This window comes from Pseudovibrio sp. JE062, from assembly GCF_000156235.1.
Taxonomy (GTDB): domain Bacteria; phylum Pseudomonadota; class Alphaproteobacteria; order Rhizobiales; family Stappiaceae; genus Pseudovibrio.
Window position 1 is genome coordinate 12,835 of the sequence record NZ_DS996815.1, and the last position, 23,523, is coordinate 36,357.

23 protein-coding genes are annotated in these 23,523 nt (G+C 52.8%); 21 read left to right on the forward strand and 2 right to left on the reverse strand.

Going from position 1 to position 23,523, the window contains the following annotated elements:
• Positions 1-5 precede the first annotated feature (5 nt).
• Positions 6-431 (reverse strand): methylglyoxal synthase, encoded by a 426-nt coding sequence (locus tag PJE062_RS22575; protein ID WP_008552320.1) that lies wholly within the window; start codon positions 429-431, stop codon positions 6-8.
• Positions 432-692: 261 nt separating this feature from the next.
• A complete protein-coding gene (locus tag PJE062_RS22580) occupies positions 693-1,517 on the reverse strand; it encodes a DUF1194 domain-containing protein (RefSeq protein ID WP_208609126.1) in 825 nt (274 codons plus the stop codon).
• Between the two features lie 727 nt (positions 1,518-2,244).
• On the opposite strand from PJE062_RS22580, the gene PJE062_RS22585 reads away from it, so the two are divergent.
• The 21 genes from PJE062_RS22585 to PJE062_RS22685 all read left to right on the forward strand — a co-directional run bounded on the left by PJE062_RS22585 (position 2,245) and on the right by PJE062_RS22685 (position 23,486).
• Positions 2,245-3,177, forward strand: a complete 933-nt coding sequence (locus PJE062_RS22585; protein ID WP_014283869.1) for a sugar-binding transcriptional regulator — start codon at positions 2,245-2,247, stop codon at positions 3,175-3,177.
• Between the two features lie 69 nt (positions 3,178-3,246).
• Positions 3,247-4,245: a BMP family protein gene (locus PJE062_RS22590; RefSeq protein ID WP_008552342.1), complete on the forward strand. Its 999-nt coding sequence runs from the start codon at positions 3,247-3,249 to the stop codon at positions 4,243-4,245.
• A 306-nt stretch (positions 4,246-4,551) separates the two neighbouring features.
• The gene (locus PJE062_RS22595; RefSeq protein ID WP_008552295.1) at positions 4,552-6,090 is read left to right on the forward strand and encodes an ABC transporter ATP-binding protein; all 1,539 of its coding nucleotides are present in this window, start codon (positions 4,552-4,554) and stop codon (positions 6,088-6,090) included.
• A 61-nt stretch (positions 6,091-6,151) separates the two neighbouring features.
• The gene (locus tag PJE062_RS22600) at positions 6,152-7,255 is read left to right on the forward strand and encodes an ABC transporter permease (RefSeq protein WP_008552481.1); all 1,104 of its coding nucleotides are present in this window, start codon (positions 6,152-6,154) and stop codon (positions 7,253-7,255) included.
• A gap of 10 nt (positions 7,256-7,265) precedes the next feature.
• Positions 7,266-8,234 carry an ABC transporter permease gene (locus tag PJE062_RS22605; protein WP_008552286.1) on the forward strand — a complete coding sequence of 323 codons (969 nt, stop codon included), beginning with the start codon at positions 7,266-7,268 and terminating at the stop codon, positions 8,232-8,234.
• Positions 8,235-8,245: 11 nt separating this feature from the next.
• Complete coding sequence (gene cdd, locus PJE062_RS22610; protein WP_008552457.1) at positions 8,246-8,650, forward strand: cytidine deaminase; 405 nt, start codon at positions 8,246-8,248, stop codon at positions 8,648-8,650.
• Positions 8,651-8,652: 2 nt separating this feature from the next.
• On the forward strand, positions 8,653-9,459 hold the full coding sequence (locus PJE062_RS22615; RefSeq protein ID WP_008552326.1) for a purine-nucleoside phosphorylase: 807 nt from the start codon (positions 8,653-8,655) through the stop codon (positions 9,457-9,459).
• A gap of 14 nt (positions 9,460-9,473) precedes the next feature.
• Positions 9,474-10,253: a deoxyribose-phosphate aldolase gene (deoC, locus tag PJE062_RS22620; protein WP_008552310.1), complete on the forward strand. Its 780-nt coding sequence runs from the start codon at positions 9,474-9,476 to the stop codon at positions 10,251-10,253.
• 1 nt (position 10,254) lies between these two features.
• Complete coding sequence (deoA, locus tag PJE062_RS22625) at positions 10,255-11,571, forward strand: thymidine phosphorylase (protein ID WP_008552418.1); 1,317 nt, start codon at positions 10,255-10,257, stop codon at positions 11,569-11,571.
• Between the two features lie 99 nt (positions 11,572-11,670).
• Positions 11,671-12,891 carry a phosphopentomutase gene (locus PJE062_RS22630; protein WP_008552389.1) on the forward strand — a complete coding sequence of 407 codons (1,221 nt, stop codon included), beginning with the start codon at positions 11,671-11,673 and terminating at the stop codon, positions 12,889-12,891.
• A gap of 148 nt (positions 12,892-13,039) precedes the next feature.
• Positions 13,040-13,915, forward strand: a complete 876-nt coding sequence (locus tag PJE062_RS22635; RefSeq protein WP_008552329.1) for a phytanoyl-CoA dioxygenase family protein — start codon at positions 13,040-13,042, stop codon at positions 13,913-13,915.
• Between the two features lie 3 nt (positions 13,916-13,918).
• Entirely contained in the window at positions 13,919-14,920 is a 1,002-nt protein-coding gene (locus tag PJE062_RS22640; RefSeq protein WP_008552500.1) for an adenosine deaminase, read from the forward strand.
• Positions 14,921-15,134: 214 nt separating this feature from the next.
• On the forward strand, positions 15,135-16,397 hold the full coding sequence (locus tag PJE062_RS22645; RefSeq protein WP_086005235.1) for a DUF1688 family protein: 1,263 nt from the start codon (positions 15,135-15,137) through the stop codon (positions 16,395-16,397).
• A 128-nt stretch (positions 16,398-16,525) separates the two neighbouring features.
• Positions 16,526-17,155 (forward strand): uracil phosphoribosyltransferase, encoded by a 630-nt coding sequence (gene upp / locus PJE062_RS22650; protein ID WP_008552496.1) that lies wholly within the window; start codon positions 16,526-16,528, stop codon positions 17,153-17,155.
• 169 nt (positions 17,156-17,324) lie between these two features.
• Positions 17,325-17,987, forward strand: coding sequence for a phosphoribosylanthranilate isomerase (locus tag PJE062_RS22655; protein WP_008552456.1), 663 nt, complete (start codon positions 17,325-17,327; stop codon positions 17,985-17,987).
• Between the two features lie 164 nt (positions 17,988-18,151).
• On the forward strand, positions 18,152-18,661 hold the full coding sequence (locus PJE062_RS22660) for a TIGR02281 family clan AA aspartic protease (RefSeq protein ID WP_208609125.1): 510 nt from the start codon (positions 18,152-18,154) through the stop codon (positions 18,659-18,661).
• Positions 18,662-18,804: 143 nt separating this feature from the next.
• Complete coding sequence (locus tag PJE062_RS22665; protein WP_037038092.1) at positions 18,805-19,797, forward strand: aldose epimerase family protein; 993 nt, start codon at positions 18,805-18,807, stop codon at positions 19,795-19,797.
• Positions 19,798-19,843: 46 nt separating this feature from the next.
• On the forward strand, positions 19,844-20,893 hold the full coding sequence (locus PJE062_RS22670) for a histone deacetylase family protein (RefSeq protein WP_008552390.1): 1,050 nt from the start codon (positions 19,844-19,846) through the stop codon (positions 20,891-20,893).
• A gap of 250 nt (positions 20,894-21,143) precedes the next feature.
• Entirely contained in the window at positions 21,144-21,581 is a 438-nt protein-coding gene (locus tag PJE062_RS22675) for a DUF805 domain-containing protein (protein WP_008552419.1), read from the forward strand.
• A 102-nt stretch (positions 21,582-21,683) separates the two neighbouring features.
• Positions 21,684-22,853 carry a succinyl-diaminopimelate desuccinylase gene (gene dapE, locus PJE062_RS22680; protein WP_037038094.1) on the forward strand — a complete coding sequence of 390 codons (1,170 nt, stop codon included), beginning with the start codon at positions 21,684-21,686 and terminating at the stop codon, positions 22,851-22,853.
• Between the two features lie 24 nt (positions 22,854-22,877).
• Complete coding sequence (locus PJE062_RS22685; RefSeq protein ID WP_008552467.1) at positions 22,878-23,486, forward strand: hypothetical protein; 609 nt, start codon at positions 22,878-22,880, stop codon at positions 23,484-23,486.
• Positions 23,487-23,523 lie beyond the last annotated feature (37 nt).

Below are 23,523 nucleotides of genomic sequence, written 5' to 3' on the forward strand. Positions count from 1 at the left end.
CTTTATTATTGGCTGGAAATTTCTGGTGTCTGGGAAGAGGTAGAGAGCCCTGCAAGACGTGCAGAACGCAAAATGATGTCTGCAGTGCTGCGGTTCAGGGCCATCGGAATATCATAGACAAGCGCCAGACGCATCAGTGCCTTCACGTCCACATCATGCGGCATAGGGGAAAGCGGATCGACAAAGAAGAACAGACCATCCAGCGCACGCTCGGCAATCATCGCACCAATCTGCTGGTCACCGCCAAGCGGACCGCTTTTCATGCGCTCTACATCCAGAGAAGGGCATGCATCCTGAATACGGCCACCCGTTGTACCCGTCGCAAAGAGCTTATAGTCCGCCAGTTTGCTTTCATGCTGTTTGGCAAACGCGACCATTTCATCTTTTTTGGCATCGTGGGCGATAAGGGCGAGAGTTCTACGCTCAGTCATTTTGGCTCCGTCAACACGTCGCTGGAGCGCATCCCGGAGGTGGATCCGTTAATTCGGACTGGGACACGCACAAACAAAAGCTCAGAGCTTGCCTGAAAATGTACGCGGCATGCTCTAAGCCTCTTGGGATTACTTATCCTTTAGCGCGTCTTGACAGGGTTTGAAAGAGACAACTTGCGCCGTTTGTGCCTGTTATTTGAGCGGCGACAAACGGCAGCAGGTCATGCACAGGTTTCCGAAACCTTTCGGAGCCTGAGTGCATTAGTCAAACAGCGAGCACATCACCGTATCTCTGCGGGACTTGGCGCGGATGAACTTGGGTTGGTCATCGACAAGACCGGCAATCTCCAACACAAGCTTCATACGGATTGCATCACTGAAGCCTTCCTTAGAGCGCACGGGAATCGAAAATGCGCCCGGACCGCCAATGACACAGTCCTCATAGTAATGGTCCAGATGCAGCATGGACTGCCAGGAGATGCTCTCTTCCTTCAGCATCAGTGGCAAGCCATTGACCGTAACACCTTGCGCGATCGCAGCATCGCGCGCTTCGGTCACTGCACTACCCTGATTGTTCGGACCATCGCCGGAAATGTCGATGACACGACGCATGCCGTTATACTCATTGGCCGTAACCAGATTGACCGCTTGCGTCAGAGCCGAGGAAATGGAGGTGCGTTGTACACGGCGCAAAGGAGCCTCCGCGATTTTGCCAGCAAACTTGCCAGCCGATGCCTTGTCTGAAATGACGGTCCAGTCCGCAACAACAAAGTGCTCGTCCTTCCCGCCCCACTCCATATAGGCAACAGCAATGCGACCGATGGGGCCGTATTTGATCGCATCAAGCACTTCGTCAGATGTCAGTGCCGCAACATACCCTTCTCTCTGAACGCGCTGTTCCTCCGGGTCCATACTCTGCGAAATGTCCACGGCCAGAACCAGTTCAAGGTCCACTTCCTTAGACATGTCGAAATTCAAAGATGCATGAGTGTTAGAATTAGCCAGGATGGGGGTTGAGAACAAGAAACCACCAAGTGCGAATGCGCCCGCAATCGCTTTGAGGGTCTTTGTGCACATGGGCCGCATTTTCAGCCTCCTTTTTTACAAGGTTCAGGGTGTCCCGGTCACGACCTCCCCACCTCAATTTTTTATTTTTGCTGTAATCGGCACTGAGCTAACGAAAACAGGTTACATCCATAGTATTCCTTAGGTCATCCATGAATGTGGAAGACCATTCACTAGCATTGATATATATAGGGTTGTATTAAGCTGGCTCTGTCGAAAATAACTGTTTGATTTGCCAGTAAACGCAATCTGAAGATTTTGCGGCGACAAATGATCACCGAGTTAGTGCGTTGAAAATATTTTGTTTATTTCACTAATATTCAGAGTTGATCAAATGTTACATAAAGTTGATTAATTTCTTCATGATCGCTTTGCGATTTGGTCTCTCAGAGTGAGTCGACACCTAAGTAATTTCCGCAAGTACTTGAATCGAAACTATTTGATTTTATTAGTATGGCAAAAACAGTGGTTTAGTTAGCTAGCAGTAAGATTCTGCAAATCGCGACCTTTATTTCCTTGACCTTCCGTTTCACCTAATGCAAATGTGTGTTTGAAATATTTCTCACCTCGTGAAGAAATATTCTTTTCTGATTTGGGGGAGTGCTCAGAAGCTCTGAAACTGGGCATTTCAGACGGAAATTTGGGAATGGATTCTGGAGGAATCTCCAGAAAACCATATAGGAATATAAGAGGCTAGACCATGAAGGCAGACGAATGGACCACATCTTTGGCCATTAGAGCCGCTTGGATGTCTTTCATTGGCCGAAGCACTCAGGGGGAGATTGCTGGCCGCCTTGGGGTTTCTCCTGCAAAGGTTCATCGCCTAATAGCACATGCTCAAAAAGAAGGCTTGATAAAATTTCATATCGAAGCCCGGCCTTCTGAATGCGTTGAATTAGAACAATTTCTCTGTAAGCGAATGAATCTGGAAAATTGCTTTATTGCTCCAGATCTTGGCAGCGGCGACGAAGCCGACTCTTTCACGGCAGTTTCATCATTTGCAGGCCAATATCTTCATTCACTTTTTACAACAAACCCGCCTAAGCGCATCGGCGTAGGTATGGGCCGGACGCTCCAGTCCACCATCGAGGCCATGCCTCGTGTCCATCTTCCTGAGCTTGAGCTGCTGTCTGTATCCGGCTCGCTCACCCGCCGCCTTTCTGCCAACCCGTATGATGTTGTGCAGCAGCTTTGCGCAAAAACCGGCGGTGAAGGTTTCTACCTTCCTGTTCCGTATATCGCTGAAACTAAAGCAGAAAGAGACACTTTCGTTTCTCAGGGCGCAGTGCAGGAACTGCTCTCCAAAGCGAAGGCTGCCGAGCTGTTCATCATCGGTATCGGATCTGTAGAGAAGGAAGGTCACCTGGTACAGCGCAAGCTGATTACCTCAGAAGAACGCGAAGAACTGCTGGACAGCGGCGCGTGTTCTGACGTGATGGGCCGCTTTGTCGATATTAACGGCAATGAAGTGTCCTGTTCTCTAAACGAAAAAGCAGTCGGATTGCACTTTGATGAAGTCCGTAAGGCGCATGTCGTCGCAATCGTTGGCGGCTACCGCAAAGCGAAAGCAACACTGGCGGCACTTGCGACCGGTATCATCAAGGATCTGATCATCGACGAGGTATTGGCCAGAGAACTCGCTGGCCTGCTGAAAGAGAACGAGCTCGAAACAACAGCATAAGTTGGAAGCCCGTTCTTTTAAGGAAGAGCCCTTTCCGCTCTAAGGAAAGACTATAATAAGGAAGAAACCGTGAAAACCACAACAATCCTCGGTGCAGTTGCCCTGGCAGCCGTCATGACGACAGGAGCAATGGCAGAAACTTTCAAGCCCGCAGTCGTTTACGACTTCGGCGGTCGTAACGACCGGTCTTTCAATGAAGCTGCTTACAAAGGCGCATTGCAGTTTGAAGAACGCACAGGCGTAAAGTTCCGCGATTTTGAGATCCAGAATCCATCTCAGCGCGAACAGGCTCTGCGTAACTTCGCTCGTCGCGGCCTCGATCCAATCATCACGATTGGTTTTGCTCAGGCAGCAGCGCTGGAGAAAGTTGCGAAAGAGTTTCCTGACACGCACTTCGCTATCGTTGACGCAGTTGTAGACCTGCCAAACGTACGTTCCATCGTCTTCAAGGAAGGCGAAGGCTCGTTCCTCGTTGGTCTGCTGGCAGCAATGGCAACTGAATCCAACACCATTGGTTTTGTTGGTGGTATGGACATTCCGCTGATCCGCAAGTTTGCATGTGGCTACAAGCAGGGTGCGAAATACGCAAAGCCTGACATTGAAGTCATTGAAAACATGACCGGAACCACCGGCGCAGCATGGACTGACCCACTCAAGGGTGGTGAGCTCGCGCGCTCTCAGTTCGCACGCGGTGCAGACGTTGTATTCCATGCAGCTGGCCTCACCGGCACTGGTGTTCTTCAGGCAGCAGCTGACGAAGGCAAACTGGGTATCGGCGTAGACTCCAACCAGAACCACCTGCACCCAGGTTCCGTTCTGACATCCATGATCAAGGGCGTAGATGTAGCTGTCGATAAGACACTGACAGACGCACAGGAAGGCAAGTGGACTTCTGGTGTTGAAGTACTCGGCCTTGCTGAGAATGGTGTTTCCTGGTCTTACGATGAGTACAACAAGCCGCTTATCAGTGAAGATATGAAGTCTGCAGTTGAGCAGGCGAAGATGGATATTATTTCTGGCAAAGTAGAAGTTCACGATTACATGGTGGATTCTACCTGCCCGTTCTAATTTAATAGAAGTGCCCGCACTACCTGGTGTGGGCATTTTCGCTTACGGTTGTTCTTCGGGACGACCACTTCTTCGGAGCTTTGATGTTCTGAAGGAAATTATGAGGGACTTGCGCCCCTGTAGCCCACGTAGAGATTTCAGCCTTTGGGAGCGAAGGTTGAGGGGGAAACGAGGAAACTGCATTGGGATCTGTTCGCTGCTTCTCCTGGGGGTGGGGCAAAGCTTTTGAAACGGTGTACTTCGAAAGCAGGGAATAAGATCGATGCGCAAGTTATTGATTTGATAGACCAGAAAGGCCGGGCAACAGTGGCTGAAAGCAATGTACCTGCCATCGAGTTAATTGGCGTAAGTAAGAGTTTTGGGCCTGTTCAAGCGAACAAGGACATTGACCTTGTAGTTGGAAAAGGTTCCATTCACGGGATCATTGGTGAGAACGGAGCGGGTAAGTCCACCTTGATGTCGATCCTCTACGGCTTTTATCACGCCGATAGCGGAACAATTAAAGTCGATGGTAAGGCAACCACTATTCCTGATTCGAAGAGCGCGATTGCGCAGGGCATCGGTATGGTGCACCAGCATTTCATGCTCGTCGATCCATTCACAGTTCTAGAAAACGTTATTCTTGGCGCTGAGGGCGGCGCACTGTTGAAAGACGGTGTCGCAAACGCACGTCGCGAACTTAAGCGTTTGGCAGACGAATATGACATGACAATTGACCCAGACGCAGTCGTGGGTGAATTGCCAGTTGGTTTGCAGCAGCGCGTAGAGATCCTGAAGGCTCTTTACCGTGGTGCAGACATTCTCATCCTTGATGAGCCTACAGGTGTGCTCACACCTGCTGAAGCTGATCACCTCTTCCGCATCCTTCGCGTACTGCGCGATCAGGGCAAGACAGTTCTGCTGATCACCCACAAACTGCGCGAAATCATGGATGTGACCGATACGGTTTCCGTGATGCGTCGTGGTGAAATGGTTGCGTCACGCAAAACTGCTGAAACTTCCATGGAAGAACTGGCCGAACTCATGGTTGGCCGCAGCGTTCTCCTCGAAGTTGATAAGCCTGAAGTGGAAGTTGGCAAGCCACTCCTTAAAGTGGAAGGCCTCAACGTACGCGACGAGCGCGGTGTTCTGCGCGTGAAGGACGTATCCTTCGAAGTACGCGCAGGTGAAGTTCTTGGTATCGCAGGCGTTTCCGGTAACGGCCAGTCAGAGCTTCTTGCAGCTCTTTCCGGTATTACCCGCGCTGAAAGCGGTAAGATGGAACTGGTTGGCGAGAAACTGGACCTCTCCGAAGCACACGATGCAGCAGAGATGCGCCAGCGCGGCATGAGCCACGTGCCAGAAGATCGCCACCGCATGGGTCTGATCAACGCGTTCGCTGAGTACGAGAACTCCATTCTCGGCTACCACCGCGAACCAAAGTACTCAAAAGGTCTGTTCCTCGATAAGGGCGCGATCCGCAAGGAAGCAAACGAACGCATCGAGAAGTACGACATCCGTCCTCCAACCACTGAAATGGCAGCCGCGAAATTCTCAGGCGGTAACCAGCAGAAAATCGTTCTGGCACGCGAAATCGAATGCGATCCAGACGTTCTTCTGATCGGTCAGCCAACACGCGGTGTTGATATCGGTGCGATTGAGTACATCCATAACCGGATCATGGACATGCGCGCCCAAGGCAAAGCAGTCCTTCTCGTATCCGTAGAACTAGACGAAATTCGCTCTCTCTCAGACCGCATCATTGTCATGTTTGATGGCAACGTGGTCGGTGAGCGTGGGGCCGAAGCAACAGAGCAGGATCTTGGTCTCCTCATGGCTGGTGTCAATCAAGAGGCAGCAGAATGATCATGAACAACCTGTTTCACAATAATATTTGCTTTGACCTGACATTTGGGGGAACACAGAAATGAGTAAGGGGCAACTTCCTCGTTGGGTTGATTACGGTCTGCTACCGGCCCTCAACCTGATCGCGGCATTCATCGTTTCTGGCTTGGTGGTTGTAGTAATTGGCGAAGACCCGTTCGAAGCTGTTAAATGGCTTGTATGGGGCGCTCTGGGTTACGGTGAAGGCATCGGCTACACCCTGTACTACGCAACAAACTTTATCTTTACCGGTCTGGCAGTGGCAGTCGCCTTCCATGCTGGTCTGTTTAACATTGGTGGTGAAGGTCAGGCCTACGTAGGTGGTCTGGGTATCGCTTTGGTCTGTCTTGCTATGGACCGCTTCGTTCCATGGTGGATCACATTCCCGTTTGCGATTGCAGGCGGCGCGCTCTTCGGTGCAGCTTGGGCATTCATCCCAGCATATCTGCAGGCAAAGCGTGGATCCCACATCGTTATTACGACAATCATGTTCAACTTCATCGCATCCGCGCTGATGGTGTACCTGCTGTCTAACGTCCTGATCCCTCAGGGCACCATGTCTCCTTCCTCCCGTAACTTCGAGGCAGGTGGTCAGCTTCCGCTGCTCAGAAACGTCTTCACAAGCTTCGACTTCGGTCAGTCTCCTGTGAACCTGGCGTTCTTCCTGGCTCTTGCAGTTTGTGTGGTTGTCTGGCTTCTCATCTGGCACACCAAGCTCGGCTACGAAATCCGCAGCTTTGGTAAGAACCCTGATGCAGCGTCTTATGCTGGTATCTCTCCGGTTCGCATCACCGTTGTGACCATGCTGATTTCCGGTGCTCTTGCTGGTCTGATGGGCATCAACGTTGTGATGGGTGAGCAGACACGCCTGCTTCTCGACTTCGCAGGTGGTGCTGGCTTCGTTGGTATCGCGGTTGCCCTGATGGGACGAGGACATCCGATCGGGATTATTCTCGCATCCATGCTCTTCGGTCTGCTCTATCAGGGCGGCGCAGAACTGGCGTTCGAAATCCCAACAATCTCACGCGACATGATCGTGGTTATTCAGGCCCTGGTTATTCTCTTCGCTGGTGCACTTGAGCATATGTTCCGCCCAGCAGTCGTAGCGTTCTTCGATCGCTTCTCTTCAAACACAGCAGAAGCTTAAGGAGACGGACATGTTAGACACAATCATTCTTGTTCTCGACAGTACATTCCGCCTGTCAACTCCTCTTCTGTTTGCGTGCCTTGCTGGCCTGTTCTCAGAGCGTTCCGGTATCGTCGATATTGGTCTGGAAGGTAAGATCCTCGGCGCTGCATTTGCAGCAGCTGCAGCGGCCTATGTTTTCCAGAGCCCATGGATCGGCCTTCTTGCGGGCATCATCGTTTCCGTTCTTCTGGCTCTGGTGCACGGTTATGCATCCATCAGCCAGCGCGGTAACCAGGTGGTGTCTGGCGTGGCGATCAACTTCCTTGCGGCTGGTCTGACCGTATTGCTTGGTCAGGCATGGTTCTCTCAAGGTGGTCGGACTCCGGCGCTGTCTCCAGCAACACGCTTTGAAAGCATTACATTGCCATTCGCCGATACTCTGGCGAACGTCCCTGTGCTCGGCCCGATCTATGCAGATCTGATCTCCGGTCACAACATCCTGGTTTATGCATCCTTTGCTGCCGTACCGTTGACCTGGTGGATCGTGTTCAGAACACGCTTCGGCCTGCGTCTTCGCGCAGTAGGCGAGAATCCTTCCGCTGCTGATACTGCGGGTCTATCAGTAACACTGCTACGTTACCGTGCGACAATCATCTGTGGTATTCTCTGCGGGTTCTCCGGTGCTTACCTGTCTGTTGCGCAGGGCGCTGGTTTTATTAAGGACATGAGTGCGGGTAAGGGCTTTATTGCTCTGGCAGCTCTTATCTTCGCTAAGTGGAAGCCAGTGAACGCCATGTTCACCTGTCTCCTCTTCGGCTTCCTTGATGCATTGGCAATCCGTCTTCAGGGCCAGGAAATTCCTGGAATTGGTGAAGTACCTGTTCAGGTCTTCCAGGCTCTGCCGTACGTGCTGACTGTGGTTCTTCTTGCCGGCTTCATTGGTCGCGCAATCCCACCGAAGGCATCTGGTATCCCTTACGTTAAAGAGCGTACATAAGGACAATAATAATGAGCGCATTTGACAAGCTTTTCGAAGAAGCAAAGGCGGCGCGAGAAACCGCCTATGCGCCATACTCCAACTTCAAGGTGGGCGCTGCATTGCTCACCTCTGATGGCAAAGTGGTCTCCGGGTGTAACGTCGAAAACGGCGCCTACCCGGAAGGCACCTGTGCTGAAGGCGGAGCAATCGCGGCCATGATCCGCGGCGGCTCTTCCAAGATTGATGAAGTTGTAGTTCTGGCAGACGCCGCGCTGTGCACACCATGTGGTGGTTGTCGTCAAAAACTTTCGGAATTTGCGAGCAACAAGCAGATCAAGATCCATGTAGCCAATCTAGAAGGTCTGCGTAAAACCTTCACCATGGAAGAACTGCTGCCTGCTGGCTTTGAATTGAATGAACAGATTGAGGATTGATTATGAGCGGATTTGGTAAGGAATCAGCGGAAATTGTACGCGCTGCTCGCCCAGGTGATTACAAAGTTGGGATGATCCTCGGTTCTGGTCTGGGTTCCCTGGCTGAGGAAGTGGAAGACGCAGTACGCGTTCCATACAACCGCCTCACCGGTTTCCCTGTCTCTTCTGTTACCGCGCACGCAAGTGAGCTGGTTGCAGGCACTCTGGAAGGTGTTCCGGTCATTATTCTGTCCGGTCGTGCACACTACTATGAGAGCGGCAACCCATCCGTAATGCGCACTCCGCTTGAGACCCTCAAAGCACTTGGCTGTGAAACAATCGTTGCAACCAATGCTGCGGGTTCCCTGCGTGAAAACATCAAACCGGGTTCTCCAATGCTGATCAACGACCACATCAACTGGTCTGGTCTGAACCCGCTCATCGGCGAAGAAGACGAGAGTCGTTTCCTCGACCTTTCCGCCGCATACGACCCAGAGCTTCGTGAGCAGCTCAAAAAAGCAGCTGCTGAAGTTGGTGAAGATCTCGAAGAGGGCGTCTACATGTGGTTCTCCGGTCCGTCTTTCGAGACCCCGGCAGAAATTCGCATGTCTCAGGTGCTCGGTGCTGATGCCGTTGGCATGTCCACCGTACCGGAAGTGATTATGTCTCGCTTCCTCGGCATGCGCGTCGCAGCAATCTCCACCATCACCAATATGGGAGCTGGCCTACAAGCCCACGGCCTCTCTCATGATGAAACCAAGGAAATGGCCCCGCTTGGAGCGGCCAAGATCAAAAAGATTTTGCGTGCCTTCCTCAAAAACATGGCTTGAAGGAAACTGGCAAAATGACCGAAGCATCAACAAAAGAAATAGCAAAGCGTGCTCTAGGACTTATCGATCTTACCAACCTGAACGATGACTGCACCGCAGAAGATGTAGCAGCACTTATTGAGCGCTCCTCTACACCTTACGGGCACACTGCAGCCATCTGCATCTGGCCTCGCTTTATTAAGCAGGCAGCTGAACTGCTGAAGAACTCTCCGGTTCGCATCGCAACCGTTGTAAACTTCCCGGCTGGCGGTGAAGACACAGCAGCAGTGATCGAAGAAACCAAACAGGCTCTCGCTGACGGCGCGGACGAAATTGACCTCGTCATGCCATATCGCGCATTCGCAGAAGGCCGTCGCGGTTTCGCTGAAGATCAGATTAAACAGGTTCGTGACGCAATTCCTGCTCCAGCACAGCTCAAGGTTATCCTTGAAACCGGTGAGCTGAAGGATCCTCGTCTGATCCACCTGGCTTCTGAAATTTCTATTGCGCAGGGTGCAGACTTCATCAAAACCTCCACAGGCAAGGTGAAAGTCAACGCAACTCTCGAAGCTGCAGAAATCATGCTCAATGTTCTGCGTGAAACTTCCAAGGAAGATCACCGCGTTGTTGGCTTCAAGCCAGCTGGTGGTGTGCGCACTGTAGAAGAAGCAGCTGAATACCTGAAACTGGCTGACGAACTGATGGGCAGCAACTGGGTATCTTCAGCAACGTTCCGTTTCGGCGCAAGTGGCCTGCTCGACGCAGTGCTCGCTGGCATCGAAGGCCGTGATAACGACACTAAAGAGACCTACTGATATGCTTCCTCAAGAAATCGTTCGTAAGAAACGTGAAGGCGAAGTCCTGACTGCAGAAGAAATCCAGTTCTTCGTAAAGGGCATCACCGATAACAGCGTAACTGAAGGACAGGTTGCTGCTCTGGCAATGGCTGTGTTCTTCAAAGGTCTCAGCGTTGACGAGCGCGTCGCTCTGACCCTTGGCATGCGCGACAGCGGTGACGTTCTCGACTGGTCCGACATCGAAGCACCAATCGTTGACAAGCACTCCACTGGTGGTGTTGGCGACAACGTGTCTCTGATGCTTGCGCCTGCACTGGCTGCAAATGGTGCTGCAGTTCCAATGATCTCCGGTCGTGGCCTCGGCCACACCGGTGGTACTCTGGACAAGCTGGAAACCATTCCTGGCTACTCTGCAAAACCATCCAACGAACTGTTCCGCAAGGTTGTTCGTGAAGTTGGTTGTGCAATCATCGGCCAGACTGGTGACCTCGCACCTGCTGACAAGCGCTTCTACGGTATCCGTGATGTGACCGCGACTGTTGAGAGCATTGATCTCATCACCGCGTCCATCCTCTCCAAGAAGCTGGCTGCTGGCCTTGAAACTCTGGTTCTCGACGTTAAGTGGGGCACCGGCGCATTCATGGCGAACTACGAAGACGCAAAAGCTCTGGCTGAAAGCCTTGTTCTTGTTGCAAACGGCGCTGGTCTTAAAACCACCGCATTGCTGACAGATATGAACGAGTCTCTGGCATCTGCAGCTGGTAACGCGATCGAAGTTCAGAACGCTGTAGACTTCCTGAAAGGCACTCACGTCGACAACCGTCTGTGGGATGTGACCGTTGCAATTGGTGCAGAAGGTCTTGCCAACTCAGGTCTTGCTGACTCCGTTGATGACGGTAAGAAGAAGATGGAAGAAGCCTTCACCTCTGGTAAGGCAGCTGAACTCTTCGGCAAGATGGTCGGTGAACTCGGCGGTCCTAACGACTTCATGGAGAAGCCAGAAGCATACCTTGCGAAGGCTCCGATCCAGCGTCCAGTTTACATGCCGGAAGCGTCTCTGGTTACTGGTGTTGATGCACGTGCAGTTGGTCTTGCAGTTGTTGAACTCGGCGGTGGTCGTCGTGCAGCAGCGGACGAAATCGATCCAGCTGTTGGCCTCACAGACATCGCTGGTGTTGGCACATCTGTAGATAGCGAAACTCCAATCGCTATCATCCATGCACACACCGAAGATCAGGTAGAGCGTGCAGAGAAAGTTCTGCGTGACGCTTACACCTTCGGTTCTGCAGCGGACGTCAAAGAATTCGACACCATCCGTGACCGTATTGCGCCTTAATCAGCGCAGCTATAATTAACTGGCAGGACAGCCTCTCACCTCATTAGAGCAGACATTATCTGACTGAGAGCTGTCCTCCAAAGACTTAAGGAAACGCGAATGCCACGCGCAATTATGTGTGTACTCGACAGCTTCGGTATCGGCGCAGCCGACGATGCTGACAAGTTTGGCGATGTCGGCTCCGACACCCTCGGTCACATTGCCGATGCATGTGCAGAAGGTAAAGGCGATAAAGAAGGTCTGCGCAGCGGTCCTCTGTCTCTGCCTAACATGGATCGTCTTGGGCTGGGCGCTGCCGCTCGTGCATCCACTGGCAAAGACGTTAAAGGCCTGGATTTCTCCGGCACTCCAGAATCCCATTGGGGTTTTGCTGCTGAAGTTTCCAACGGCAAAGACACACCATCCGGTCACTGGGAAATCGCTGGCGTACCAGTCACGTTCGACTGGGGCTACTTCCCGGATGAAAACCCATCTTTCCCTGCTGAGCTGGTCGAAAAGATCATCGAAGTGGGTGAGCTGCCAGGCGTTCTGTGCCTGACACATGGTTCCGGTACTGTCGTTATTGAAGAGTTCGGTGAAGAGCACGTCAAAACCGGCAAGCCAATCATCTACACCTCTGCGGACAGCGTTCTGCAGATTGCAGCACACGAAGAGAGCTTTGGCCTTGAGCGCCTGCTGGACCTCTGCGTGAAGTGCCGCACGCTGGTGGACGATTACAACATCGGTCGTGTGATTGCTCGTCCGTTTGTTGGATCTAAGGAAGCTGGCTTCGAGCGTACTGCAAACCGTCGCGATTACTCTGTTCTTCCACCGGCTCCAACTGTTCTGGACCGTCTGGAAGATGCTGGTCGTCAGGTGATTGCAGTCGGCAAGATCTCCGACATCTATGCAGCTCAAGGCATCACCAAATTGCTGAAGGGCGCTGGCAACGATCAGCTCTTTGACCGCACTTTGGAAGCAATGGACTTGGCGAAAGACGGAGACCTTGTGTTCTCTAACTTCGTCGACTTCGATATGCTCTACGGCCACCGCCGTGACGTACCGGGTTATGCCGCAGCTCTGGAACACTTCGATAAGCGTCTGCCAGAGATGATCGAAAAGATGAACGACGGCGACCTGTTGATCCTGACTGCTGACCACGGTTGTGACCCAACCTGGAAAGGCACAGACCACACCCGCGAGCACGTGCCTGTGCTGGCTCTGGTGAAAGGTGAGCAGGGTTCCGACATCGGAAAACGTCCGACTTTTGCTGATATCGGTGAGTCTGTTGCCAAGCATCTTGGCATTTCAGCTGGCGAAAACGGAAAGAGTTTTCTGTAGATCCAGCCGGGATATTTGAAAATAAGCCGGGCAAGCTCCGTTTGCCCGGTTTAGTGTACCGCGATATATTTCCGAATTGCCTATGATTTGCAAATGGTAAGGATGCAGGGAGAGGCATCCGTCGTGTTACATTAGAGGGGAATGCAGCATGCAGGCTCGCAAGTTTACTGCACAGCAAGATGGAAGCTTAACGCCGGAGATGAAGAAGGCGTTTGAAGAAGATGGCTTCCTCGTTCTTGAAGGATTTGCATCTCCAGAAGAATGCGATCAGCTCAAAGCACGCATGAACCAACTGATCGACGAATTCGACCCGTCATCGGTTGCGTCCGTTTTCGAAACCAATGCCCAATCCCATGCGAAGGACGCTTACTTCCGCGAAAGCGGCGATAAGATCCGTTTCTTCTTTGAGGCTGAGGCATTTGATGAAAACGGTGCTCTGACAAAGGACAAGCATCAGGCGTTGAACAAGGTGGGCCACGCCCTCCATGATTACGACCCGGTGTTTGAACAGTTCTCACGTTCCCCCAAGATGGAACGTGTTGCAAAAGATGTTGGACTGATAGAGCCGTTGCTCGCGCAGTCCATGTACATCTTCAAGCCACCGCACATTGGTGGCGAAGTAAACAACCATCAGGACTCCACCTTCCTCCACACAGCGCCGTTGACCTGCACAGGCTTCTGGTTCGCTTTGGAAGATGCGGATGAAACCAATGGTGGTTTGTATGGCGTTCCAGGCGGCCACAAAGGGCCACTGCGCAAACGCTTCCATTACAACGGCGAAGCCCTCGTGATGGAAACCCTAGACGAAACCCCACTCGAAAAATCTGAGGAAGACGCTGCACCGTTGGTCGCCCCGAAAGGAACCCTCGTCATCCTTCACGGACTGGTGCCGCACAAGTCAGCTCCGAACCGCTCTGACAAATCCCGTCACGCCTATGCAGTTCATATGGTAGACGGTACAGCAAAGTGGTCGGACGATAACTGGATTGTTCGGGCTAAAGACAAGCCAATGCACGGATTTTAAGAAATGAGACCAAAGCAGAATGTGGTGCCACGCGCTGAACTGCACTGTCATATTGAAGGTGCTGCACCTCCAACGCTCGTAAGAAAGCTGGCTCAACGCTATGATGTAGATCTGGGTGATCTGTTCGACACCAACGGAGCCTACAGCTGGCATGATTTTACCACCTTCATTCAGCAGTACGATGTAGCCGCATCCCTGTTCCGTCGCCCTGGCGACTACGCAGAACTCGCTGAAACCTACTACAAAATGCTGGCCGCCGAAGGCGTGATCTACGCGGAAGTGTTCATCTCTCCGGACCATGCTGTCAAAGCTGGCCTGAGCTACCAGTCCTATCTGGAAGGCCTTGTCGCTGGCCTTGAGCGCGCAAAAGCAGACACCGGCATCGAAGGTCGCCTTGTGCCACTTGGTGTACGCCATGAAGGTGCTGAGTCCGTTGAAGGCGCAATCAAAGCCGTCATCGACAACCCGCACCCAATGGTCACCGGTTTCGGTCTGGCAGGTGATGAGCGTATCGGTCCGGCAAAGGACTTCGAAAAAGCCTTCGCAATGGCGCGCGAAGCAGGCCTGGGCCTTACCGCACACGCGGGTGAGTTCGGAGGTGCTGAAAGCGTCCGTGATGCACTAGATTACCTGAAGATCACCCGTGTTGGTCACGGCGTCCGCGCTGTAGAAGACGAAGCACTGGTTCAGCGTCTGGTGGATGAGGAAATCACCCTTGAGGTGTGCCCGCACTCCAACATCGCGCTCGGTGTTTACTCCAACCTTCGCTTCCACCCGGTGAACATGCTGCGTCAGGCTGGTGTCCGCATCACCCTGAACTCCGATGATCCGCCATTCTTCCACACGACCTTGGGCCACGAATACGTGGAAACCTCTCGTGTGTTTGGGTGGACCCGCGACATCCAGAAATCCATCACGAAGAACGCGCTGGAAGCAGCCTTCGTGGATGAGGAAACCCGTGCTGTTCTTCTAAAGCGTTTGGACACTTTAACTGAAGAAGCATGAGTTTTTGCTTGAGTTGAGTGTGCATAAGCGGGAAAACTGGCATAGCCGGGTTTCTTATGCTCAAAACCTCAGAGCGTAGCTTGAAAAAAGCCCGTACCTCCATAAAAAGGTGCGGGCTTTATAGTGTAGGCCACTGGGGCATTTTAGGCTTCGGGCTGATATTGCATAAGGCCTACTCCGGCAAACCAGAAACACGAGTGCTTTCGGGCCTCACATGGCAAAACGACAGGAAACGACGAAGATGGAGATGCAAGCATCGCAGGCTTTGTCCTTGCTCAACGCAAAAGCTGTACGTGAACGCTCACACATGCTTTTGGAGCTGGGATTGCAGGGCGAACTTGAGCACTTTGCCGTTGATCTCTCGCACCTTGCAGAAGCAGCCCGCAGAACGCTGGCAGCAACTGATAACAGCTATCCTGACAGGCAGATCCCGTTTCATGCGCGTTGGCGCCATTTTGAAACCGGTGGCATCGACCGTTGGGCCATGCTGGCCGGTGCGCGCCGCTTTTCAGACGTGCAAGGCATGGGCCGCGCCGCATTCGATCTGGCGATTGTTTCAGCTCTGCTCGATGCCGCTGCAGGCGAAAACTGGAAGTACCGCGAAGCCATCACTGGCGAGACGTTCAGGCATTCTGAAGGTCTGGCAATCGGCTCACTGGCCATGTTCTCCGCCGGCTTCTTCTCCGATGAACCGCTGGACCCACTTCGGGCAGATGCTGTCACATTGTTCCGTCTGGACAAAGACGAACTCGCAGAAGGTCTGCAGGTCACAGATAAGAACCAGCTCATTGGGCTGGATGGACGGTTGTCTTTGCTGAACCGTCTGGGGGAGGCCGTCTCTCTCCGTGATGATCTGTTTGGCAAGGAAGATGAGCCACGTCCGGGCGGGCTGTTCGATGTCCTCTATGAAGAAGGGCAAAGCGGACCTCTGGATGCTGAGCGCATTCTGGAAGTGGTTCTGGATGGTCTGGGACCGATCTGGCCCAACCGTGAGCAGATTGATGGTGTGATCCTGGGCGATACCTGGCGCCACTCAAAGGTCACAGCTCAGGACAAAACAGACAATCTGGTGCCTCTTCACAAACTTTCTCAATGGATTGCCTATTCTTTAGTTGAACCTCTCTCGTGGGCTGGTATTGAGATGGCAAACATTGATGGTTTGACCGGCCTTGCTGAGTATCGCAACGGTGGACTGTTTATGGACACAGGCGTGCTGCGCCTGAAAGACCCACAACAGTCCTTGAACAAGCACGAAGTAAGTAGCGAGCTGGTTGTTGAATGGAGAGCCCTGACGATCGCTCTCCTCGATAAGCTCGCCGATTGGATTCGGGCAGATTTGTCTGTCTCTCGGGACCAGCTTCCTCTGGCATGTGTACTGGAAGGTGGTTCCTGGGCAGCAGGACGACAGATTGCCCTTGAAAAACGAGGTGATGGATCTCCACCCCTGATGATTATCAGTGATGGAACGGTTTTTTGATCTATAACCTGAAATCAATTGCACCCGGCCATATCGGGTGCCGAACATAAGACACGCACTGCCATGTACATGCTGACAAACGGCAGGTGCACATAAAAGACCCGACAGGGTTGAAAAAGAGGAACACGATGTCCGGCGCAACCGTAATCGCACACCCGCTTGTCCAGCATAAGCTGACCCACATGCGGAGAAAAACAACTCCGACGCAGGACTTCCGCCGCTTGCTGCGCGAAATCTCTCTGTTGCTGTGCTACGAAGTAACACGCGACCTGAAGATGACCACCCAGACCATCGACACGCCTGTCGCTGAAATGGAAGCACCTGTTCTGGCTGGTAAAAAGCTCTGCTTCGCATCCATCCTGCGCGCTGGTAACGGCCTGCTGGAAGGCATGCTGGAACTGATCCCATCCGCTCGTGTTGCGCACATCGGTCTCTACCGTGATCCTAAGACCCTGGAAGCAGTTGAATACTACTTCAAGGCACCACAGGAACTGGACGAGCGTCTGGTGATTGTTGTTGATCCAATGCTCGCAACTGCAAACTCCGCAATCTCCGCTGTTGAGCGCCTGAAAAAGCGCGGCGCGAAGAACATGGTGTTCGTATGTCTGCTGGCAGCTCCTGAAGGTGTTGCACGCTTCAACGAAGCGCACCCGGACGTGCCGATCTACACCGCATCCATCGATGAAAAGCTCAACGAGAAGGGCTACATCGTACCGGGCCTGGGCGATGCCGGTGACCGGATGTACGGTACAAAATAAACTTTCTTGGTTTATAAGCGTCAGACCTCAGGTCTGGCGCTTTTTTCTTGTAGGGACACTCAAGAAATACAGACAGAAATACCGGAGACGATACGCACCGCAAAACTGTGTATTCGTCCCTTATGAGGTGCATGCCGTTTAAAGGCGATACGCAGAAGGGGATGATGGAATGCCAAACAATGCTCGTACCCGTCTGAAAGTGTGCTGTATTTCAACATCCGGCGAAGCAGCTACAGCTGTTGCCTGCGGTGCCGATGCTGTCGGTCTTGTCGCGCACATGCCCTCCGGCCCCGGTGTGATCGAGGATGATCTCATTCTCAATATCGCCCGGCAAATCCCACCTGCCGTCGCCACCTGGCTCCTCACATCCCGCACGACAGCACGGGAAATTGTCGAACATGTGCTGACCTGCGGAACCAACACAGTCCAGATCGTCAGCCCAATCGACCCCGGCGAATATCAGGAGCTACGTCTTGATCTCCCTGCAAGCACGCGCATCGTTCAGGTTGTTCACGTCGAAGACGAATATTCCTTTGAAATCGCACAGGAATATGGACGCGTTGCTGATGCTGTCCTGCTCGATTCTGGTCGCCCCTCGGAGAATGAACTGGGTGGAACTGGGAGAACCCACAACTGGGACCTAAGCCGTCACATCGTTGAGAAGCTGGATGTACCTGTCTTCCTTGCTGGAGGCCTTACACCGCAGAATATTATCGAGGCGATTGAGACTGTGAAGCCATACGGTGTCGATGTCTGCAGCGGTGTCCGCGTCAATGGTCGCCTCAACAGAACCCGCCTGACAGAATTTGCCGCTGCGATCGCCTGTACTTGATGACTAGGTAGATCTCCGGAATTCTTCGGTTTTTAATTAGAATTCTTGCCTTTCTCTTCGGCTCGGCTGTATACCTATGAAAAGTAATGGGCAAAACGCTGAACGATCTTTGAACACGGCGAAAGACCGGGATGCTATGCTGCCCAAAGGGAGCGGGGGAGCACGTGCAACGATATATCTGGGTCATGGTTGTTGTTGTTTGCGCCGCACTGATCGTACCAAAGGTGCTGGAAGAGCGTTTGCTGGGTGTTGTTGAGGTTCACGAACCTAAGCCTGACGCTCAGCCGACCAAGACAACCAAGCGCACGACCCGGATCAGAAAAGCCGCCAATGGCCACTTCATGGCTTCCATCAAGATCAATGGTCATAAGACCGAGGCCCTGATCGATACTGGCGCGAGTCTGCTCGCTATTCCTTACAGTATCGCCCGTAAAGCTGGCATCCGTGTCCGCAACGAAGACTTCACTGTCGAAGTGCGCACCGCCAACGGCATCACCTCTGGTGCAACAGCCTCAATTTCAAATCTCTATTTGGGCTCAATTCATATACGCAACGTTAAAAGTCTTATCCTTAAAGATGAAGCGCTCTCGCAGGTGCTTTTAGGGATGTCTGCGTTGAACAGGCTTGGCAAAATCACACTCGGCAACAAAGAGCTTGTGATTACACCAAGATAAGCAAAAAAATAAATCCTGCTGCGTGCAGCCCTGCAAAGGGCGGTATCCTTTTGTCTTGCTTGTACTAATTCTCGTTTCATAGGAGGTTGGTAGTGAAACGGTGACCTGAGGGGGAGGCAGGTCTGCAATTGAAAGGGAAAGCAGTGGCTATTCGTGATTTCGGTGAGCTGGAAAACCGGGAAACTGTGAAGGAAGTGACACTGCACGGCGGAGATCTGACCGCAAGCATCCTCACTTACGGAGCCACAGTACGCAGACTGCAACTGGGAGATCGTGACTTAACGCTCGGCTTCGACAATCTGCGCGACTACGAACTTCACTCCCCACACATGGGCGCCACCGCAGGCCGCTGCGCCAACCGCATTACAAATGGTTGCTTCTCAATCGGCGATGACGAGTTCCAACTCTCCGTCAATGAAGGTGGACGTCACCATCTCCATGGCGGACACACAGGGTTTGCCCACCGCATCTGGACCATCGAAGAAGCCAGCGAAGACAGCGTTTTGCTCTCTTTGGAATCTCCGGATGGGGAAGAAGGCTATCCGGGCACTGTCCAGATCACATGCCGCTATACCCTCACCAAAGACAACACGCTGCGCATCGAGTTTTCCGGCTCCACAGATAAGCCGACCCTGTTGAACCCTGCGCACCACAGCTACTTCAATCTGGGTGATCATGAAGATGTGACAAAACACCAGGTCATGATCCCGGCCCGCTCTTATCTGCCAGTTTCCGATGAATTGATCCCAACCGGAGAAATCGTTGATGTGGCTGGCACCGCCTACGATTTCCGCGAAATGCGTCAGATCCAGGATGAGCAGGACAACCGTTTTGACAACAACTTCTGCCTTCGCCAGTTCCGTCTGGAAAAGCCAGAGCTGTCCGCTGTCGTGTTTGAGCCTGAAACTCAAATTAAGATGGAAGTCTGGTCAACCGAGCCGGGCATTCAGTTTTACGATGGCAGCTCGCTGAATACACCAGTTCCGGGCTTCAATGGCAAAAACTATGGCCCACGTGCTGGCCTGTGCCTTGAGCCTCAATGCTGGCCTGATAGCCCAAACCACGAGGAGTTTGCGTGTTCCACGCTTCAACCAACTGAGCACTACCTGCAAATAACAGAATACCGTTTCATCTGATGTGCTGAGGAGAGTAGCACATCAGGCGTTGTAAAGGACGATAACAGTGAAGACTATCTTTTCGCCTGATCAGCTGTTGCATGCCCCGACCAAAGAAATCTCGGATGGGAAACTGGTACCTGCCAACGAGATACCCTCTCGCGCCGAAATCGTTCTTGAGCACATCAAGAAAGCGCAGTTCGGAGAGGTTCTTGCTCCCAACGATTTTTCTCTGGACCCGATCCTTAAAGTCCATGACGCGGACTATGTCACGTTCCTGCTGGATTTCTGGCAGCTCTGGCTGGCAGAAGGGCGCACTGAAGAGGAAGTCTTCCCGTTTGTCTGGCCAGTCCATGGCCTCAGACACGATATCGTCCCCGATCAGATTGATGGCAAGCTCGGCTTCTATTCGTTTGATGCAGGCACCCCCATGGGGGCTCACACATGGACTGCAGCGCGCAAGAGTGCAGAAACGGCTTTGACCGGGGCAGACCTGCTCCTCTCCGGCGACAACTCCGCATTCGCGCTCTGCCGCCCTCCGGGACACCACGCCCACCGCCGCCTCTATGGTGGCTACTGCTTCCTGAACAATGCCGCAATCGCAGCCCAGCATCTGCGCGATCAGGGCGTAGGCAAGGTCACGATTTTCGACGTGGACTACCACCACGGCAATGGAACACAGGCGATTTTCTATGACCGGGCCGACGTCCAGTTCCTGTCTATCCATGCGGACCCGAAAGTGGAGTTTCCCTACTACCTGGGCCATGCCAACGAGCGTGGCCTGAAAGAAGGAGCAGGGTACAACCACAACTACCCACTTCCACATGGAACCTCCTGGGTCGAGTGGGCCGAAGCCATGGAAGATGCTTGCCGAAGCATCGAGAAGTTCGCGCCGGACGTGATCATTGTCTCCCTTGGCATGGATCTCTATGAGAAAGACCCGATCTCCAAGTTCAAACTGAAGACAGATGACTTCTCCAGAATAGGCGCCCGCATCGCCAGACTGGGCAAACCAACACTGTTCGTGATGGAAGGCGGTTATGCTGTCGGAGATTTGGGCACCAACTGCACCAAGGCACTCAGCGGATATCTCGATACTGTGACTGTCGGTTCCTGACAGGCTAACACACTCTGAAACATGCATTTTATACCGTGGCGGGAGATTATCTTCCCCGCCACTTGTGTCTTGCGGCTGCCTCCCTCTTGAAAGCAGCTCACATTATGCGTACATCCTTGCGAACTGAAATTTCTTAAAGCGTATTCCCGTAAGGTGGGGAACGGTTTTCGGATAACAACACGCAAGAACATGAGGGATTAAAGCAGCCCAGCCGCTTAACCAAAAGGCAGCTGCTTTAAGTGATCAGATAATGCCAGAGCAAAATAGCCCGAAAACAAACCTGTTTTGGTTGTTTTTCAACCCGTTTGGACGAATCTCCAAAGGCGTATACTGGCTCGCAATCGCGCTGATCTTCTGTGTGATGTACATTGCTATAAGCGTGACTGCTGGCTCGCTGACTTACAACGAAAGTGATGCAGTAGATCTCACACTGGCGCAGGTTTACAACGATATGTTGGCAACAAACCCGCTGTTGTTTCCGCTGATCCTCCTCACAAACTTTATGATGTTTATGCTTGTGATCAAGCGTCTGCAGGATCGTGGAATCACGGGATTTGTGGCGCTGACCTTGTTCCTGCCTTTCCTCAATCTGCTTGTGCCAATCGTCGTTGGCTTCCTGAAAAGCGAGGAAGGCCCGAACAGGTACGGTCCAACGTCCAACAGCCGCCCGATTAAACCCAAAAAGTAAGTGTCTCTGTTGAGATTTTGCGGTGTTATAGGCCAGTGAAATTCACGAAGTGCTGGCAACTCGTGATTGACCATCTGGCACAGCACAGCTAAATCTCTGAGCATGACTGATACGCTTTCTCCTGCGGTACAGATCTGCCGCGACCTTATCCGTTGTCCAAGTGTCACCCCAGCTGAAGGCGGTGCTCTTTCCACGCTCGAAAACCTGCTTGCAGGCGCTGGTTTCGATGTTTCCCGTGTCACCTTCACCGATGAAGATACACCGGACGTCGAGAACCTGTTTGCCACCATCGGCAAAGGCAAACCGCACTTCGTGTTTGCAGGGCATACCGATGTTGTACCAGTAGGCGACGAAGCCGCATGGACCCATGGCCCGTTCGACGGCACCATCGCAGATGGCATGCTGCACGGTCGTGGAACGGCAGATATGAAAGGCGGTGTAGCAGCGTTTGCAGCCGCTGCTCTGGACTATGTGAAAGCGCATCCAGACGGAATTCCGGGCCAGATCTCCTTCCTCATCACTGGTGATGAAGAAGGCCCTGCAATCAACGGCACTGTGAAACTGCTGGAGTGGGCCAAAGAGCAAGGGCATGAGTTTGATGCTTGTATTGTTGGCGAACCAACCAACCCGGATGTTCTGGGCGATGCCATCAAAGTGGGACGCCGCGGCTCCCTGACAGGCACAATTAAAGTCAACGGCACACAGGGCCATGTGGCCTATCAGCATCTGGCAGACAACCCAGTTCCGGGCATGCTCAAACTGCTGAGTGCAGTGGCTGAGGTGGAACTGGACAAAGGCAACGAGCGGTTCCAGCCATCCAATCTGGAAATCACCACCGTCGACGTTGGCAACACAGCAACCAACGTTATTCCGGCGCACGTAATGGCGAAGTTCAACATTCGCTTTAACGATCAGTGGTCCGTCAAATCTCTGAGCGAGCACGTCACCAAACTTCTGAGCGATGCAGCGCCAGAAGGTCTTGATTGGAGCATTGAGTACGCCAAGGAAGCAACCGACAGCTTCCTGACCCATGACGAAGCGCTGATTCAGACCCTGTCCAACTCCATCAAGACAGTTACAGGCCGCACGCCGGAGCTGTCCACCGGTGGCGGAACTTCAGATGCACGCTTCATCAAGAACTACTGTGCTGTAGTTGAGTTCGGCCTTGTTGGTCAGACCATGCACAAGGTCGATGAGCACGTCGCAGTGGCGGATATCGAGCAACTCGCCGACATCTACCTCCGCTTCCTGCAAGACTACTTTCAGGCTTGAGTTGATTAGGAACAGGATGGTGTGATGGCTCTTGGCATTCAGGAAATTCGCCAGTCCTGCATTGCATCCTGGAGGATCATGAAGGGTGAGGCAGAAGCGGTGCAGCAGTTTGATCTGTCTGCCGACGGCTTCTGGCGCTCCTTTCTGGTCATCTTCCTGTTGCTGCCCCTTTACTTCCTGTCTCTGATCTCCGAGCAGGCTTTGATGCTTGAGCATCAGGCCGCGATGGGACCAGAGGCGACGGAAGTTGTTGCAACTGGTGCTCAGTTCTATACCGGCAAAACCATCTCGCTGTTCGTGGATTGGATTGCCTTTCCGATCGTCGTCGGTCTTCTGGCTGGATCTCTGGGTCTGGGACGCAACTACGGCCCCTACATCATCGTCAGAAACTGGAGCACACTGCTCATTCTGCTGCCACAGACGTTCCTCAATCTGTTCTATCTGGCAGGGCTGATCCCGTCTGCTCTGCTGATCATGCTGACATTCCCGATTGTCGGCTGGGTGCTGTGGTACCGATTCCAGATCGCCCGCATTGTTGGCGGGTGCACATTCTCCATTTCAATCGGTCTTGTTGTGCTGGATCTGGTGCTTTCCATCTTGATCAGCGCCTCGTTTGACCGGCTGTTTGCCTGATCAAACCAGTTTTTCGCCTGCCCCTTTAAATTTTCAG

Coding starts and splice junctions, on each gene's coding strand:
- PJE062_RS22575 (WP_008552320.1), bottom strand. CDS start 431: ATGACTGAGCGTAGAACTCTCGCCCTTATCGCCCACGATGCCAAAAAA.
- PJE062_RS22580 (WP_208609126.1), bottom strand. CDS start 1,517: ATGCGGCCCATGTGCACAAAGACCCTCAAAGCGATTGCGGGCGCATTC.
- PJE062_RS22585 (WP_014283869.1), top strand. CDS start 2,245: ATGTCTTTCATTGGCCGAAGCACTCAGGGGGAGATTGCTGGCCGCCTT.
- PJE062_RS22600 (WP_008552481.1), top strand. CDS start 6,152: ATGAGTAAGGGGCAACTTCCTCGTTGGGTTGATTACGGTCTGCTACCG.
- PJE062_RS22605 (WP_008552286.1), top strand. CDS start 7,266: ATGTTAGACACAATCATTCTTGTTCTCGACAGTACATTCCGCCTGTCA.
- cdd (WP_008552457.1), top strand. CDS start 8,246: ATGAGCGCATTTGACAAGCTTTTCGAAGAAGCAAAGGCGGCGCGAGAA.
- PJE062_RS22615 (WP_008552326.1), top strand. CDS start 8,653: ATGAGCGGATTTGGTAAGGAATCAGCGGAAATTGTACGCGCTGCTCGC.
- deoC (WP_008552310.1), top strand. CDS start 9,474: ATGACCGAAGCATCAACAAAAGAAATAGCAAAGCGTGCTCTAGGACTT.
- deoA (WP_008552418.1), top strand. CDS start 10,255: ATGCTTCCTCAAGAAATCGTTCGTAAGAAACGTGAAGGCGAAGTCCTG.
- PJE062_RS22630 (WP_008552389.1), top strand. CDS start 11,671: ATGCCACGCGCAATTATGTGTGTACTCGACAGCTTCGGTATCGGCGCA.
- PJE062_RS22635 (WP_008552329.1), top strand. CDS start 13,040: ATGCAGGCTCGCAAGTTTACTGCACAGCAAGATGGAAGCTTAACGCCG.
- PJE062_RS22640 (WP_008552500.1), top strand. CDS start 13,919: ATGAGACCAAAGCAGAATGTGGTGCCACGCGCTGAACTGCACTGTCAT.
- PJE062_RS22645 (WP_086005235.1), top strand. CDS start 15,135: ATGGCAAAACGACAGGAAACGACGAAGATGGAGATGCAAGCATCGCAG.
- upp (WP_008552496.1), top strand. CDS start 16,526: ATGTCCGGCGCAACCGTAATCGCACACCCGCTTGTCCAGCATAAGCTG.
- PJE062_RS22655 (WP_008552456.1), top strand. CDS start 17,325: ATGCCAAACAATGCTCGTACCCGTCTGAAAGTGTGCTGTATTTCAACA.
- PJE062_RS22675 (WP_008552419.1), top strand. CDS start 21,144: ATGCCAGAGCAAAATAGCCCGAAAACAAACCTGTTTTGGTTGTTTTTC.
- dapE (WP_037038094.1), top strand. CDS start 21,684: ATGACTGATACGCTTTCTCCTGCGGTACAGATCTGCCGCGACCTTATC.
- PJE062_RS22685 (WP_008552467.1), top strand. CDS start 22,878: ATGGCTCTTGGCATTCAGGAAATTCGCCAGTCCTGCATTGCATCCTGG.